The organism is Thioclava sp. NG1, from assembly GCF_003122275.1.
GTDB lineage: Bacteria > Pseudomonadota > Alphaproteobacteria > Rhodobacterales > Rhodobacteraceae > Thioclava > Thioclava nitratireducens.
In genome coordinates, this window is record NZ_QFBB01000004.1 from 33,883 (window position 1) to 48,809 (window position 14,927).

General features: G+C 63.4%; 13 protein-coding genes. 3 read left to right on the forward strand and 10 right to left on the reverse strand.

From position 1 onward, the window contains the following. Positions 1-46: 46 nt before the first annotated feature. From DEM26_RS08340 to DEM26_RS08375, 8 genes are all read right to left on the reverse strand, one after another. Entirely contained in the window at positions 47-1,267 is a 1,221-nt protein-coding gene (locus DEM26_RS08340) for a phenylacetate--CoA ligase family protein (protein ID WP_088719800.1), read from the reverse strand. An 89-nt stretch (positions 1,268-1,356) separates the two neighbouring features. Further along, the gene (locus DEM26_RS08345) at positions 1,357-2,181 is read right to left on the reverse strand and encodes an ABC transporter ATP-binding protein (protein WP_075775417.1); all 825 of its coding nucleotides are present in this window, start codon (positions 2,179-2,181) and stop codon (positions 1,357-1,359) included. A gap of 58 nt (positions 2,182-2,239) precedes the next feature. After that, a complete protein-coding gene (locus DEM26_RS08350) occupies positions 2,240-3,526 on the reverse strand; it encodes an ABC transporter substrate-binding protein (protein WP_075775416.1) in 1,287 nt (428 codons plus the stop codon). A gap of 73 nt (positions 3,527-3,599) precedes the next feature. Further along, a complete protein-coding gene (locus tag DEM26_RS08355) occupies positions 3,600-4,676 on the reverse strand; it encodes a branched-chain amino acid ABC transporter permease (RefSeq protein ID WP_075775415.1) in 1,077 nt (358 codons plus the stop codon). 40 nt (positions 4,677-4,716) lie between these two features. After that, entirely contained in the window at positions 4,717-4,899 is a 183-nt protein-coding gene (locus DEM26_RS08360) for a hypothetical protein (protein ID WP_075775414.1), read from the reverse strand. Positions 4,900-5,047: 148 nt separating this feature from the next. Beyond that, entirely contained in the window at positions 5,048-6,037 is a 990-nt protein-coding gene (locus DEM26_RS08365; protein WP_075775413.1) for a branched-chain amino acid ABC transporter permease, read from the reverse strand. Between the two features lie 38 nt (positions 6,038-6,075). Next, entirely contained in the window at positions 6,076-6,897 is an 822-nt protein-coding gene (locus DEM26_RS08370) for an ABC transporter ATP-binding protein (RefSeq protein ID WP_088735384.1), read from the reverse strand. Then, positions 6,894-8,870, reverse strand: coding sequence for a long-chain fatty acid--CoA ligase (locus DEM26_RS08375; protein ID WP_109172153.1), 1,977 nt, complete (start codon positions 8,868-8,870; stop codon positions 6,894-6,896). Before DEM26_RS08375 ends, DEM26_RS08370 begins: the two co-directional genes overlap by 4 nt. 211 nt (positions 8,871-9,081) lie before the next feature. Here DEM26_RS08375 and DEM26_RS08380 point away from each other — a divergent pair, with 211 nt between their 5' ends. From DEM26_RS08380 to DEM26_RS08390, 3 genes are all read left to right on the forward strand, one after another. Beyond that, positions 9,082-10,986 (forward strand): hybrid sensor histidine kinase/response regulator, encoded by a 1,905-nt coding sequence (locus tag DEM26_RS08380; protein WP_109172154.1) that lies wholly within the window; start codon positions 9,082-9,084, stop codon positions 10,984-10,986. After that, positions 10,983-11,693: a response regulator transcription factor gene (locus DEM26_RS08385; protein ID WP_075775409.1), complete on the forward strand. Its 711-nt coding sequence runs from the start codon at positions 10,983-10,985 to the stop codon at positions 11,691-11,693. Before DEM26_RS08380 ends, DEM26_RS08385 begins: the two co-directional genes overlap by 4 nt. Before the next feature lie 104 nt (positions 11,694-11,797). Then, positions 11,798-12,043: a WGR domain-containing protein gene (locus DEM26_RS08390; RefSeq protein ID WP_075775408.1), complete on the forward strand. Its 246-nt coding sequence runs from the start codon at positions 11,798-11,800 to the stop codon at positions 12,041-12,043. A 19-nt stretch (positions 12,044-12,062) separates the two neighbouring features. On the opposite strand, the gene DEM26_RS08395 is transcribed toward DEM26_RS08390, so the two are convergent. Both DEM26_RS08395 and DEM26_RS08400 read right to left on the reverse strand, forming a co-directional pair. Then, positions 12,063-12,734: a DUF2062 domain-containing protein gene (locus DEM26_RS08395; protein ID WP_075775407.1), complete on the reverse strand. Its 672-nt coding sequence runs from the start codon at positions 12,732-12,734 to the stop codon at positions 12,063-12,065. Between the two features lie 34 nt (positions 12,735-12,768). Then, positions 12,769-14,901, reverse strand: a complete 2,133-nt coding sequence (locus DEM26_RS08400) for a RelA/SpoT family protein (RefSeq protein ID WP_075775406.1) — start codon at positions 14,899-14,901, stop codon at positions 12,769-12,771. Positions 14,902-14,927 lie beyond the last annotated feature (26 nt).

Sequence of the window (14,927 nt, forward strand, 5' to 3'; positions counted from 1 at the left end):
CCATCTCTCTTACGCGAGGAAACCCCTGAGATCGCGGCTGGGTTCCTCAGTCGTAACTGCGCTGGTCGTCGATGACCTTACCATCATTCGGAAGCGATCCCGGCGCCACCAGTTCGATCACGCCTTTCATCTTGAGCGCCGCGCGCACGCCGCCGTCGAAACGCGTCGGGTCGTCGGCCTCGGTTTCGATCTGCACGGTCATCACGTCCATCTCGCCGTCGCGCGTGGCGATGACGCGGGCCTTCTGCACCTCTGCATGGGCGGAGACGAAGCTCGCCACCTGTTCGGGGCGTACGAACATGCCCTTGATCTTGGTGGTCTGATCGGCGCGGCCCATCCAGCCCTTGATGCGCATGTTGGTGCGCCCACAGGGGCTGACGCCTTCCATCACCGCCGAGAGATCGCCGGTGGCGAAGCGGATCAGCGGGTAGTCGGGATTGAGCGTGGTCACGACGACCTCGCCGACCTCGCCGGGGGCCACCGGATCGCCGGTGCCGGGGCGGACGATCTCGACGATCACGCCTTCGTCCACGATCATCCCCTCCATCGCGGCGCTCTCATAGGCGATGTTGCCCAGATCGGCGGTGGCGTAACATTGCAGGCAGGAGATCCCGCGGTCGGCATAGCTCTGGCGCAGGCTCGGGAAGAGTGCGCCGCCCGACACGGTGGCCTTGGTGATTTTCAGAGCCTCGCCCATCTCTTCGGCTTTCTCGAGGATGATGCGCAGGTAATCGGGCGTGCCCGCGTAAACCGTCGAGCCGATATCGGCGGCGGCGCGGACCTGCAGCTCCGTCTGGCCGGTGCCTGCGGGCAGCACGGCGGCGCCGACCGTGCGCGCGGCATTTTCGAACATCATCCCCGCCGGGGTGAGGTGGTAACCAAAGCAGTTCTGCACGATATCGCCCGGACCGACGCCTGCGGCATGGACGAAGCGCCCGAGCCGCCACCAATTGTAACTGACATCGCCGGGCTCGTAGATCGGACCGGGCGACTGGAAGATATGGGCGAAGGCATGTGCGGGTTTCATGACCAGCCCGCCGAAGGGTGGCGCGCCTTTCTGCGCAGAGCCGAGGTCGGACTTGCGTAGCACCGGCAGCTTCGCGAGCGCCTCGCGCGATGTGACAGCTCTCGGGTCGACGCCTTGCAGATGCGCCGCGATCCCCGGAGCCGTCATCGCCGCGCCGATCAGAGCCGGCAGGCACTCCGCCAAAGAGGCCTCACGCGCGTCGGCGCTGCGGGTTTCCAATTCGTCGAAATGTTCGCGCATCTCTCGACCCTTTCAGTTCAGCGGACAGACCGCCCCTGTGCCGCGCCGAAAATGCTGCGCAGCAATTTAATTGAATCAGTAGGTTAGCGTCACGCCAGCCAGCGTTTCCGGCGGCGATAGCTGCGCACGTCGCGGAAGCTCTTGCGGCCTTCGTCGGACATGCCGAGGTAGAATTCCTTCACGTCCGGGTTCTCGCGCAATTCCTTTGCGGGACCGTCCATCACGATGCGGCCGCTCTCCAGAATGTAGCCGTAATGCGCATAGCGGAGCGCGACGTTGGTGTTCTGCTCGGCCAGAAGGAATGTGACGCCTTCGTTCTCGTTGACCGATTTCACGATCTCGAAGATCTGCTCCACCAGCTGTGGCGCGAGACCCATCGAAGGTTCGTCCAGCAGGATCGTCTCGGGGCGGCTCATCAGCGCGCGGCCCATCGCGACCATCTGCTGCTCCCCGCCCGAGGTATAGCCCGCCTGCGATTTGCGGCGCTCCTTGAGGCGCGGGAAATAGGTGTAGACCATCTCCAGATCGTCCTGAATCGCGGCGCGCCCGTCCTTGCGGGTATAGGCACCGGTCAGCAGGTTTTCCTCGACGGTCAGGTGTTCGAAACAGTGACGTCCCTCCATCACCTGGATCACGCCCTTGCGGACCAGATCGGCGGGGGAGCCGTCCTGCACCCGTTCGCCGCGATAGGTGATCGAGCCTTTCGTCACCTCGCCGCGTTCGGACTTGAGCAGGTTGGAGATCGCCTTGAGCGTCGTCGTCTTGCCCGCGCCGTTGCCGCCAAGAAGCGCGGTGATCCCGCCCTTGGGCACGCTCAGGCTGACCCCTTTGAGCACGAGGATGACGTGATTGTAGATCACCTCGATATTGTTGACCTCGAGCAGGGTCGTGTCGGATTTCGAAGCGTCGAGCATGGTTCTCTCCGGGACGTTGGGGTGGCCCCCGGCGGCGCGCGCCGGAGGCCGTTTTCGATCAGTTACACTGGTTGGTGATGCCGTTTTCCGAAGCGAAGGCTGCGGAATCTTCTTCGATCAGCGGGTTGAGCACGTCCTTGTCGGATTCGATCCAGTCGGAGGCTTCGTTCCACTTCTTCGCAGCGGCATCCCACTGGAAGACCTTGGCGGAGCCGGGGCCCCCGTGGTTCTCGCAGCTCGCCTTGATCGGCTGGGCAAAGTTCGGCAGGCCGAGCTCTTCCAGACGGGCTTCGGTGAGGTCGAGGTTCTCGAAACCGTCGCGCACTTCGGCGGCGTTGACGTTCGACTTGCCGGTCATTTCCTGCGCCTTGCGGATCGCTTCCGAGATGATCATCGCCGCGTACATGCCGCGCGAGTAGAGCATCGTGCCAACCTCGTCGCCCGCACCCGAGGCCTTGCCGGCATCGACCACGTATTTCTTCAGGTCGTCATAGACCGGGTAGTCCATGCCGGTGCCGTGGAACGAGAGCGCCTTGTAGCCCGAGGCCTTGTCGCCTGCCGGAGCCACGTCGTTCTCCGAACCCGACCACCAGACACCGATGAAGTGATCCATCGGGAAGCGGATGTTGACGGCTTCCTGAATGGCGACCTGGTTCATGACGCCCCAGCCCCACATCAGGACATAGTCGGGCTTGTCACGACGGATCTGCAGCCACTGCGACTTCTGCTCCTGACCGGGATGGTCCACGGGCAGGGTCGACAGCTCGAAACCGTGCTTCTTGGACAGCTCTTCGAGCGTGCGGATCGGCTCCTTGCCGTAGGCAGAGTTGTGGTAGACCAGCGCGATTTTCTTGCCTTTGATGTCGCCACCTTCCTGATCAATGATGTGTTTGATCGCGACCGAGGCGCCATCCCAGTAGTTGGCCGGGAAGTTGAAGACCCACTTGAACACCTTGCCGTTCGCGGCCGAAGTGCGGCCGTAGCCCGGGGTGTAGAGCGTGATGCCGTCAGCGGTGACCTTCGGGATCAGCTGATAGGTGATGCCGGTCGAGAGTGGGTTATAGGCCAGCGCGCCTTCGCCCTTGGTGGACTCATAGCATTCCACGCCCTTCTCGGTGTTGTAGGCGGTTTCGCATTCGGGCGTCTTGACCATCTCACCGCCAATGCCGCCGTCACGCTCGTTGAGCAGGGTGAAATAGTCGTTGAAGCCATCGGCGTAGGGGATGCCGTTCGCGGCATAGGGCCCGGTGCGATAGCTGAGGTTCGGCACCACCAGTTCGGCGAAAGCCGGGGCCGTGGTCAGCGTCATCGCCGCCGCGACCAATGCGGTTAGGGTCTTCTTCATTCGGTTCTCCTCCCAGAATGTTCGAGTTTTGCGCCGGGCGTTTCCCGGTTCTTTGTGTTGGGCGGCCCGGCCCTCAGTGCGGGAAGGGCCAAAGCCGGAGTTTCTCTTTCGCGACGCGCCAGAGCTGTGCGAGGCCGTGCGGTTCCGCGATCAGGAAGGCCACGATCAGCCCGCCCACGATCATCAGCTCGATATGGGCGGCGAGATCCGTGGGCCAACCGAAGGTGCCGACGAGCACGTTCTTGAGGAAGACCGGCAGCAGCACGAGGAAGGCAGCACCCGCAAACGAGCCGAAGATCGAGCCCAGACCGCCGATGATCACCATGAAGAGGATCAGGAAGGACTTCTGGATGCCGAAGGCTTCGCCCACTTCCGCCGCGCCAAGGTAGACCGCGAAGAACAGAGCACCCGCGATGCCGATGAAGAAGGAACTGACCGCGAAGGCCGACAGTTTCGTCGTCAGCGGGTTCACCCCGATGATCTCGGCGGCGATATCCATGTCGCGGATCGCCATCCATTTTCGCCCCACGGTGCCACGCGTCAGGTTGCGCGCGACCAGCGCCACCAGCGTCAGCATCACGAGGCAGAACATGTATTTCGCCATCGCCGAGGTCTGCGCGCCTGTCACGAAGACGCCGAACACGGTGCGCTCGGGCGCGTTGATCTGACCCGAGGCCGAGTAATTGTAGAACCACGGCACCTTGTTGAAGAGCCAGACGAGGAAGAACTGCGCCGCCAGCGTCGCCACCGCGAGGTAGAAGCCCTTGATGCGTAGGCTCGGCAGGCCGAAGATCACGCCCACGGCGGCGGTGATGAACCCCGCGATGATCACGTGGAAGAAGATGTTGATGTCCGGGAAGGCCGTCATCAGTTTGTAGACGGAATAGGCGCCCACCGCCATGAAGCCGCCGGTGCCAAGGCTGACCTGCCCGGCATAGCCCACGAGGATGTTCAGCCCGATCGCCGCGATGGCGTAGATCAGGAAGGGCACCGCGACCGCGTTCGCCCAGTAGTCGTTGATGAACAGCGGCACGATCCCGAAAGCGACCACCAGCACCGCGTAATAGCGCAGCCGGTCGAACTTGATCGGGAAGGTCTGGCTGTCCTCCCGGTAGGATGTCTTGAAATCACCTGCTTCGCGGTAAAACATCAGCCTCTCCCTTTCGCCAGGGAGAGCGCGTCGTCCCCCGTCAGCAGTCGCCGCGCCGGATCCTCACCCAGGCCCAGAGCCCGGCACCCGCCCCCAGGGCGGCCAGCACGATATTCAGTGTTTGCAAGGTGGTCGGTTCTTCCGGCGGCGCGGCCAGCGCGATCCATCCGAATGCGAGCGCAGCTCCCCAGCCAATCGTGAACACGGTTGCGCAGGTCTTCATCGGTAACGGTCCTCCCAATGATCGTCACATCAGCGCGACGACACTGGGCTCCCCTCCCGTTGACGCCACGATATGCGGCAGCTTGTCGCACCCCTGCGATGCGATCAAGATTTTTCTCACCTTGCCGTGACAGCATCGTGATCATCGGTCAGACCCTCTCGATGATCTTCTCGCCGAACAGACCCTGCGGCCGGAACACGAGGAAGACGAGCGCGAGGACATAGGCGAACCAGTTCTCGGTCGCGCCGCCAAGGAAGGGCGCCCCGATCAGCAGTTCGAACAGTTTCTCGCCCACACCGATGATCAGACCGCCGACGATGGCGCCGGGGATCGAGGTGAAGCCGCCCAGCATCAGCACCGGCAGCGCCTTGAGCGCAATCAGCGAAAGCGAAAACTGCACGCCCGATTTCGAGCCCCACATGATGCCCGCGACCAGCGCGACGAAGCCTGCGATGGACCAGACGAGGATCCAGATGAAGCGCAGCGAGATCCCGACCGAAAGCGCGGCCTGGTGATCGTCTGCCACGGCACGCAACGCCCGGCCCTGCTTGGAGTATTGCGAGAACACGGTCAGCGCGGCCACCAGCAGCACCGCGACGATGGCCGCGACGATATCGAGATTGTCGATGAAGAAGCCGTAGCCGAACATGTTGTAGGTGACGGTGTCGATGGTCTCGTTGATGCCCTGCGGCAGCCCCACATCGAGCGTCTTGATGTCCGAGCCCCACATCACGTCCCCGAAGCCTTCGAGGAAATAGGCCATCCCGATTGTCGCCATGAAGAGGATGATCGGCGCCTGGTTGACCAGATGCTTGAGCACCAGCTTTTCGATGATGATCGCGAGGATCACCATCACGCCCGCCGCAAGCAGTATCGCGACGATCGCCGGAATCTCCCACGGAAAGTTCGTGTAGTGATTGCCCGTCATCGCGTTGATGAGATGGGCGAAGGGCACCTGACCCTTCTGGATGCCGACCAGCGTCAGCGCCGCGAAGAGTGCGAGCACGCCCTGCGCATAGTTGAAGATGCCGGAAGCTTTGAAGATCAGCACGAAGCCCAGAGCCACGAGCGCGTAGAGCACCCCGGCCATCAGGCCGTTCAGCGTCACCTCGGCGGCGTAGAGAACGATATCAGGCATGACGCGCCTCCGATGTCTGAATTGCGAAGCGGATGGTCTCAGTCATGGGCGACCCCCAGATAGGCGTCGATCACGTCCTGATTGTTGCGCACCTCGTCGGGCGAGCCGTCACCGATCTTCTTGCCGTAATCCATCACGACCACGCGGTCGGAGAGATCCATCACGACGCCCATATCGTGTTCGATCAGGACGATGGTGGTGCCGAATTCGTCGTTCACGTCGAGGATGAAGCGGCTCATGTCCTCTTTCTCTTCGACGTTCATCCCGGCCATCGGCTCGTCGAGCAGCAGGATCTTCGGCTCCGCGGCAAGCGCGCGCGCCAGTTCCACCCGCTTCTTCAGGCCGTAAGGCAGACGCCCCACCGGCGTTTTCCGGATATTCTGGATCTCGAGGAAGTCGATGATCTTCTCGACCTTCTCGCGGTTCTCGTGTTCCTCGGCGGCGGCACCGGTCCACCACCAACCTGCCTGCGCCACGAGACCCTTCTTCATATGGGTCAGCCGACCGGTCATGATGTTGTCGAGCACCGACATGCCGTCGAACAGCGCGATGTTCTGGAAGGTGCGTGCGATACCGAGACGCGCGACCTGATAGGGTTTCATCGGCCCGCGCTTGATGCCCTTGTAGAACACCTCGCCCTCGGTCGGGATATAGAAGCCCGAGATGACGTTCAGCATCGAGGATTTCCCCGCGCCGTTCGGACCGATGATCGCGCGGATTTCGCCCTCGCGGATGTCGAAGGAGATATCCTTGATCGCCACCACCCCGCCGAAGCGCAGCGTGATGTTCTTCATCTCCATGATGACCCCGCCGATCTGGCGACCGTCGGCGGTGACGTATCCGTCTTGCATGTCTTTCATTCCGCCGCCTCCGCCATCTGTTTCGGGGCCACGACCTTCGCGTCGGCGATCTTCAGCGTCGCCTTGATCGAGCCCTTGCGCCCGTCCTCGTAGGTCACTTCCGTTTCGGTGTAGATCTCGTCGCGCCCGTCATAGAGCGCCGCGATCAGGTCGGCGAATTTCTCGCCGATCACGTTGCGGCGCACCTTGCGGGTCCGGGTCATCTCGCCGTCATCGGCGTCGAGTTCCTTGTGCAGGATCAGGAAGCGATGGACCTGACAGCCCGAGAGCATCGGGTCTTCGGCGATGCTTTCATTCACCTCTTCGACGTGTTCGCGGATCATCTCGTAGACGCGCGGGTGGCCCGCAAGCTCCTGGTAGGAGGCGTAGGAGATGTTGTTGCGTTCGGCCCAGTTGCCGACCGCCGTGAGGTCGATATTGATGAAGGCCGTGCAGCGATCGCGCCCTGCGCCGAACACCACCGCCTCGAGGATCGAGGGGTAGAACTTCAGCTTGTTCTCGACATATTTCGGCGCGAACAGGCGACCGTCGGCCATCTTGCCCACGTCCTTCGCGCGGTCGATGATCCGCAGATGGCCGGTGCCTTCCTCGAAGAAGCCCGCATCGCCCGTCGCGACCCAGCCTTCCGGGTCCTTGGTCGAGGCCGTACTTTCCGGGTTCTTGTAATACTCCACGAAGGTGCCGGGACTGCGATAGAAAACCTCGCCATTGTCGGCGATCTTCACCTCGACGCCCGGCGACGGCACGCCCACCGTATCGGCGCGGACTTCGCCATCGGGCTGCTGGGTGATGAAGACCGACGCCTCGGTCTGGCCGTAGAGCTGCTTCAGGTTGATCCCGAGCGAGCGGTAGAAGGAGAATATCTCCGGCCCGATCGCCTCGCCCGCCGTGTAGCCCACGCGGATGCGCGAGAAGCCCAGCGTGTTCTTCAGCGGGCCATAGACGAAGAGATTGCCCAGCGCATAGGACATCCGCTTGCCGAAGCTTACGGGCTTGCCATCGAGAATGTCGGGGCCGACATCGCGCGCAACCTTCATGTAATGGTCGAACAGCTTCTTCTTCAGCTTGCCCGCATCTTCCATGCGGATCATCACCGAGGTCAGCTGGTTCTCGAAGACCCGCGGCGGCGCGAAGAAATAGGTCGGCCCGATCTCACGCAGGTCGATCATCATCGTCTCGGGGCTTTCCGGGCAGTTCACGGTGAAGCCCGACCAATAGGCCTGCCCGATCGAGAAGATGAAATCGCCCACCCATGCCATCGGCAGGTAGGCCAGAACCTCGTCATTATGGTTCAGGTGATCGAATTCCGAGGACGCCTTCGCAGTCTCGATGATGTTGCGGTTCGACAGGACCACGCCCTTCGGCTTGCCCGTCGTGCCCGAGGTGTAGAGCATCACGCAGGTGCTGTCATAGGTCAGCTCGGCGATGCGCTTATCGAGCTCGGCCTCGTAGCGCGAATGGCCCGCGCGGCCTTCGGCCTGCACGTCCTCCAGCGCGTTCATCCGCGAGTGGTCGTATTTCCGCATGCCGCGCTTGTCGGTGTAGGTGACATGGGTGATCGCATGGATGCGGTCCTCGATCTCGACGATCTTGTCGACCTGCTCCTGATCGCCGCAGACGACGAAGCGCGCGCCGCAATGCTCCATCACATAGGCCATCTCTTTGGCCGCCGCGTCCTGATAGAGCGGCACCGGAATCGCGCCGCACATCTGCGCCGCGACCATCGACCAGTAATGCATGGGGCGGTTGCGCCCGATGATGGCGACATGATCGCCCCGCTCCACGCCGAGGCTCAGGAAACCCAGCGCCATGGCGCGGATTTCCTCGGCCGCTTCGGCCCAGCTCCAGCTCTGCCAGATCCCGAATTCCTTTTCGCGATAGGCGGGGTAGCCACCGTATCGGGCCACGTTCCGCGCCAAAAGTGCAGGAATCGATTGGGCAGAGTCCTGCCCCTTCGCGACTGCGTCAGCCAAATTTTCCTCCCTCGCGCCGGTATGTCCGGCGTCCCTCGACCGCTCTGGGCGCTCCTCCGCGCACAGTTCGGCATGGCTCGACAGTCTCTGTCAAAGTTTTCGTGATCTTTTCGTGATTGTAACGAATTCTTACGACTTCGCTGCGCAGCGAAACGCGCTTTGCCGCGCCGTCCGCCGGTGGTAGCAAAAGCCAAGGAGCGGGAGGGGCAAGGTGAGCGAAACAAGCCGCGAGCGGCTGACACAGGCGGGGCTGAACCTCATCGGACAGGCGCTGTCGATCTTCGACAGCGATCTGCGGCTGGCCGTGTCGAACCGGCAATACCAGCTGATGTTCGACCTGCCCGATGCGCTGACCCGACCCGGCACCACCTTCGAGGATACGATTCGCTTCCTCGTAACGCGGGGCGAATACGGCGAGGTGGATGATATCGAGGCCGCCGTCCGCGAACGGGTCGAGACCGCGCGCGCCTTCGAGGCCCATTACATGGAGCGGCAACGCGCGAATGGGCGCACGATCTCGGTCGAGGGCGCGCCTCTGCCCGAAGGCGGCTGGGTCACGGTCTATACCGATATCACGCCGGTGAAGCGGCAGGAGGCACTGTTGCGCGCGCGATCCGAAGAGTTGTCGGGTCAGCTCCTCGACCATGCCGAGGCGCTCGCGGCGGCGAACCGCGAACTCGCCGCGACCAACATGGCGCTGGAGGAAACCTCGCGCCAACTGGCCATCACCGAGGCCCGCACCCGGCAGGTGACCGAGATGATGCCTGCCCATATCGCGCGTGTCGATCGCGACCTGATCTACACCTATTCCAATCGGCGCCTGTCAACCGTGATGCCCGGCTCGCTCGCCAATGCGGTCGGCCACCATGCGAGCGAGGCGCTCGGCCCAGAGACCTATCGCAAGATCACCCCCTGCTTTCGCCGCGCGCTTGCCGGCGAGGCAAGCGTGGTCGAGATCACCCATGACCCGTCGGGCCGCCGCATCCGCGTGGCGCTGACCCCCGATCTCGCGGGCGAGGACAAGGTAACCGGGATCTACATCCTCTCCACCGATGTCACGCACGAAGCGCAGGTCCGCGCGGCGCTGGCGCAAACGGCGAAGCGCGAATTGGCCGCGCAGCTGTCCTCGGGGCTGGCGCATGATTTCGCCAATCTGCTGACGATCATCCTCGGGTTGCAGGGGCGGCTCGAACGGATGGAGGGGCTGCCTGCGGAGGCGCAGGAGGCGATCCGCGCGACCCTTGGCGCGGCGCGGCGCGGCGGCACGCTTCTCGACCGGATCGCCGCGATCTCGGGCCCGCGCGAGCTGCGCCCGCAGGCGGTGGTGCTGGACGATCTCTTCGACGATCTCGCCGCGATGGCGGGGCCGACGCTGCACGATCCGGTGACGCTCGACTTCACCAATAACGGTCTGAGCGACCCGATCCTGCTCGATCCCGGGCCGCTGCAGGACAGCCTTCTGAACCTGATCCTGAACGCCAATCACGCAATGCGGGCGAAGGGCGGCACGATCAGTATCGAGGCCCGCGCAGTGCGCGACACCTGGGTCGAGATCACCGTCACCGATCAGGGCGGAGGCTTCTCGGACGAGGCGCTCGAACACGCGCTCGACCCGTTCTTCACGACGAAGGGCAAGGAGGGCTCCGGGCTCGGCCTGTCGATGGTCTATGACCAGACCAAGCTCGCGGGCGGCACGCTGCGGCTGGAGAACACCGAGGACGGAGCGCGCGTAACGATGCGGCTACCGCTGAAAGCCGCCGCCCGGCAAGCCGACCCGATGATGGTTCTGCTGGTCGAGGATGACGAGGACATCCGCGCCAGCACCCGAGACATGCTCCGCGCCCTCGACCATACGGTCGTAGAGGCGGGTACGATCGCCGAGGCCGAGGCGCTTCTGAACCTGCCCGACATTGAACTGGTCCTGTCGGATATCCAGCTGCCCGGACCGCGCAGTGGGGTGGATCTTGCCCGCAGTATCGGCGATCAGGTTCCAATGATCCTGATGACCTCGCTGCCACCGGGCGATGCACTGCGCGCGCAGGCCCCCTGCCCGGTCCTTCAGAAACCCTTTACCGCCGCGCAGCTTGCGGCGTTGCTTGCGGGAGTGCCTCGATGAGTGCCGACCATCCCCTTGTCGCGATCCTCGACGACGAGCCCGAAATTCGCCGGATGCTCTCCGATGCGCTCGAAGAGGCCGGGTTTCGCACGACCTGCTATGCCCGCGCGACCGAGTTCGAAGTTGGGCTGAAGCGCTCTTCGCCGGATGTCTGCCTCGTCGATCTGGGGCTACCCGATCGCGACGGGCTGGCACTGGTGCATCGGCTGGCGCTGGAATCCGGCGCTGCGATCATCATCATCTCGGGCCGCGCGCAGGTGCAGGACCGGGTGACTGGGCTGGAGCTTGGCGCGGATGATTACATCATCAAGCCCTTCGATCCCGCCGAGGTCGTGGCGCGCATCCGCGCCCGCCTGCGCAAGGGGCGTAGCGAAAGTCCCGCGCAGGCGCAAACCGCCCGTTTCGCAGGCTGGACCGCGCATTTCGACCGCTACCTCCTCGTCGCGGAAGATGGGGCCGAAACCTCATTCTCCCATGCCGAGGGGGAAGTGCTGCGGCTGTTTCTCGAAAGCCCGAACCGGCTGATCACCCGCGCGCAGATGCAGGAAAGCTTGGGCGGCGCGGCGGGCGAGAGCTTCGACCGGGCGATGGATGTGCGGATCTCTCGGCTGCGTACGAAGCTTCGCGAAGATCCGAAAAACCCACGCCTTATCAAAACGATATACGGCGCTGGGTACATCTTCCTGGGCGAAGTCCGCTGGAGCTGAGGACATAGCCCGCGCTGCGGGCAGCAAGGCATTAACCTCTTTTTGCTGGCCAAAACCGCTCCGCTCTGATTCACTTCACGAAATCGGGATACAGGGGCACTGCCATGCTCAATCTCCTTCTACACACGCCGACATCGCGACGGTTCTATCGCGTGGAAGTCTCCGACAACCTGTTCGGGGAATATACCGTGCTGCGCGAATGGGGGCTGCAAGGTCAGACCGGCGCGTCCTGCCTGCGCTGGTTCTCCAACCTGCGCGAAGCGGTCCATGCCGCCGAGCGGTTTCGCCGCCGGGCGCAACGGCGCGGCTACGCGCTGAGCGCGGCGGACGCAGGCGGCACGCAAAGCTGACGCGGCGAGCCGGATCGGTTCAATCCTCGGACTTCTCGGCCTTCGCCGCCGCCCTTTCCTCGCGCTTGATCTTCGCCCGCATCTTCTCGAGCCGCGCCTTGAGCCGACTACGCCGCCGGTTCTGATAGGCGGTGATGATCGGCAAGGACACGTAGTAGCAGATGGTCGCCGAGATCACGCCGGGAACGATTCCGCCGATCAAGTAGGGTAGCCAGACGTCGGTGAAGAACCGCTCCAAACCGCTCCATTCGGCATGTTCGGGGGTGAACATCGCCCAGAAGTTATGCAGCAGATCGTGGCTCGCCGCCTGAAAGGTCTGCAGCAGGCTTTCGGGCTCTCCGCCATGATCGAGCCGGTCGCCCAGGATCTTGTGCCCAAGCTTCGTCGAGAAGACAGCGATGATCGGGAAGGTGACCGGATTGCCGAAGAAGGTGGCGAGGATCGCCGCGAGGATATTACCGCGCATGATCCAGGCCACGGCCGCCGCGCTGACGAAGTGAAATCCGAAGAGCGGCGTGAACGAGACCAAGACCCCGGCCCAGACGCCGCGGGCGATGCGATGCGGGCGGTCGGGCAGTCGGTTGACGCGGTGCTTGACGTATTGGAAAGCCCGGGACCAGCCCGAACGCGGCCAGATCGCCTCGCGCAGGTTGGCCAGAAGCCCCCTTTTTTCGCGCCGCCTGAAGACCACGCCGCCGTCCTTTCTCCCCCCTGCGCCGTGTGCGTCAGGGTTTGCGCGACAGGTTCCTGATCCGCTCCACCTGCGCCACGTCGCTCTCCGCCTCAAGGGCGGTAAGCAGGCGATGCATATGTTCCGCATCGCACAATTCGACCTCTACGAGCACCGAATAGAAATCCGGCTTGCGCTCCACGAAGTTGAGGTCCGAAATATTTGCCTTCTGCTGGCCGATCAAGGTGCAGATATGTCCCAGCACGCCCGCGTCGTTCGAGATCGTGACCTTGAGCGTCGCGGTATAGGCAGGCGGGTGTTGCCCGGTTTTCCAATGCAGATCGACCCAGCGTTCGGGCTGATCCTCGAACTCTTCGAGCGCAGGGCAATCGATGGCGTGGATCACCACGCCCTTCCCGCGATAGGTGATGCCGACGATCCGCTCTCCCGGGAGCGGCTGGCAGCAATCGGCACGGCGGAAGCTCTGATCGGCGGCGAGCCCCAGAACGGCGCGGGTCGGCTCGATCTCGGCGCCTTCGCGGCGTTGCGCGAGTTCCGGGTAAAGCGCGTCCAACACGTCCGAGGCCGCCAGTTCTGCAGATCCGAGCCGTGCGAGAACCTCGTCCTGATCGCCGATCCCCAGCGCCTTGCCGGCGGTGCGCAGCGCCTTGTCGGTCACGCGGCGGCCGACATGCTCAAACGCCACCCGTGCCAATTCCTGACCCAGCTTGATGAAGCGGTCGCGATCTTCCTCACGCAGCGATTTGCGGATCGCTGCCTTGGCGCGCCCGGTCGCCACTATATCGAGCCAGGTCAACTGCGGACGCTGGCCCGAGGCGGTGATCACCTCGACCGACTGGCCGTTTTTCAAGCGCGTCCAGAGCGGAACGCGAATGCCGTCGACCTTGGCGCCGACGCAGCTATTACCGATACGCGTGTGGATCGCATAGGCGAAATCGATCGGAGTGGCGCCTTTCGGCAGCTTCACCACATCGCCCTTCGGCGTGAAGCAGAAGACCTGATCGGAATACATCTCGAGTTTGACGTTCTCGAGAAACTCGTCGTGATCGCCATCGCCATCGGGGTCCGAGAACCGCTCGCTCAGCGAGGCCAACCATTTCGCCGGATCGACCGCGAAGGGGTTCTGCGCGCGCTCGCCATCGCGATAGGACCAATGCGCCGCGACGCCTGCCTCGGCGACTTCGTGCATCTGGCGGGTGCGGATCTGCACCTCGACGCGCTTGCCGTCGCGCCCCGACACCGTGGTGTGAATCGAGCGATAGCCGTTGGTCTTCGGCTGGCTGATATAATCCTTGAAGCGGGTCGGCACCGCGCGCCAACGGTGGTGGATCAGCCCGAGAACCCGGTAGCAGTCCATCTCGGTGCGGGTGATGACGCGGAAGCCGTAGATATCCGACAGGCGCGAGAAGGTGAGCTGCTTCTCCTCCATCTTGCGCCAGATCGAATAGGGCCGCTTCGCGCGACCGAACACGTCGGCGTCGATATCCTCGTCTTCGAGCAGCGCGCGGATGTCGGCGGTGATCTTCGGGATCACATCGCCGGTTTCCTTTTGCAGGCTGACGAAGCGCCGAATGATCGAGGTGCGCGCCTCGGGGTTGAGTACCTTGAAGGCGAGGTCTTCGAGTTCCTCGCGCATCCACTGCATACCCATCCGGCCTGCGAGCGGCGCGTAGATCTCCATCGTCTCGCGCGCTTTCTGAGCCTGCTTTTCCGGCCGCATCGAACGGATCGTCCGCATGTTGTGCAGGCGGTCGGCGAGCTTCACGAGGATCACCCGCAGGTCTTTCGACATCGCCATGAACAGCTTGCGGAAGTTTTCCGCCTGCTTCGAGGCCGCGTTCGAGAGTTGCAGGTTGGTCAGCTTGGTGACGCCGTCGACCAGCTCGGCGATCTGCTCGCCGAACATCCCGGCGACCTCGCCATAGGTCGAGCGCGTGTCTTCGATCGTGTCGTGCAGAAGGGCGGTGACGATGGTCGCATCATCCAGACGCTGTTCGGTCAGGATCGCCGCCACCGCGACGGGATGCGAAAAATAGGGCTCGCCCGAATGCCGGAACTGCCCTTCATGCATGTCCTTACCGTAGGCATAGGCCTTCCGGATCAGATCCGCATCGGTCTTGGGATTATAATTGCGGACGAGCGCGATCAGGTCTTCGACGTCGATCATTCGCGCTCGTTCCGGCCAATCAGTGG

What these genes read in the sequence shown, in the direction of transcription:
- DEM26_RS08340 (WP_088719800.1), bottom strand. Translation starts at nt 1,267, where the DNA reads ATGCGCGAACATTTCGACGAATTGGAAACCCGCAGCGCCGACGCGCGT.
- DEM26_RS08345 (WP_075775417.1), bottom strand. Translation starts at nt 2,181, where the DNA reads ATGCTCGACGCTTCGAAATCCGACACGACCCTGCTCGAGGTCAACAAT.
- DEM26_RS08350 (WP_075775416.1), bottom strand. Translation starts at nt 3,526, where the DNA reads ATGAAGAAGACCCTAACCGCATTGGTCGCGGCGGCGATGACGCTGACC.
- DEM26_RS08355 (WP_075775415.1), bottom strand. Translation starts at nt 4,676, where the DNA reads ATGTTTTACCGCGAAGCAGGTGATTTCAAGACATCCTACCGGGAGGAC.
- DEM26_RS08360 (WP_075775414.1), bottom strand. Translation starts at nt 4,899, where the DNA reads ATGAAGACCTGCGCAACCGTGTTCACGATTGGCTGGGGAGCTGCGCTC.
- DEM26_RS08365 (WP_075775413.1), bottom strand. Translation starts at nt 6,037, where the DNA reads ATGCCTGATATCGTTCTCTACGCCGCCGAGGTGACGCTGAACGGCCTG.
- DEM26_RS08370 (WP_088735384.1), bottom strand. Translation starts at nt 6,897, where the DNA reads ATGAAAGACATGCAAGACGGATACGTCACCGCCGACGGTCGCCAGATC.
- DEM26_RS08385 (WP_075775409.1), top strand. Translation starts at nt 10,983, where the DNA reads ATGAGTGCCGACCATCCCCTTGTCGCGATCCTCGACGACGAGCCCGAA.
- DEM26_RS08390 (WP_075775408.1), top strand. Translation starts at nt 11,798, where the DNA reads ATGCTCAATCTCCTTCTACACACGCCGACATCGCGACGGTTCTATCGC.
- DEM26_RS08400 (WP_075775406.1), bottom strand. Translation starts at nt 14,901, where the DNA reads ATGATCGACGTCGAAGACCTGATCGCGCTCGTCCGCAATTATAATCCC.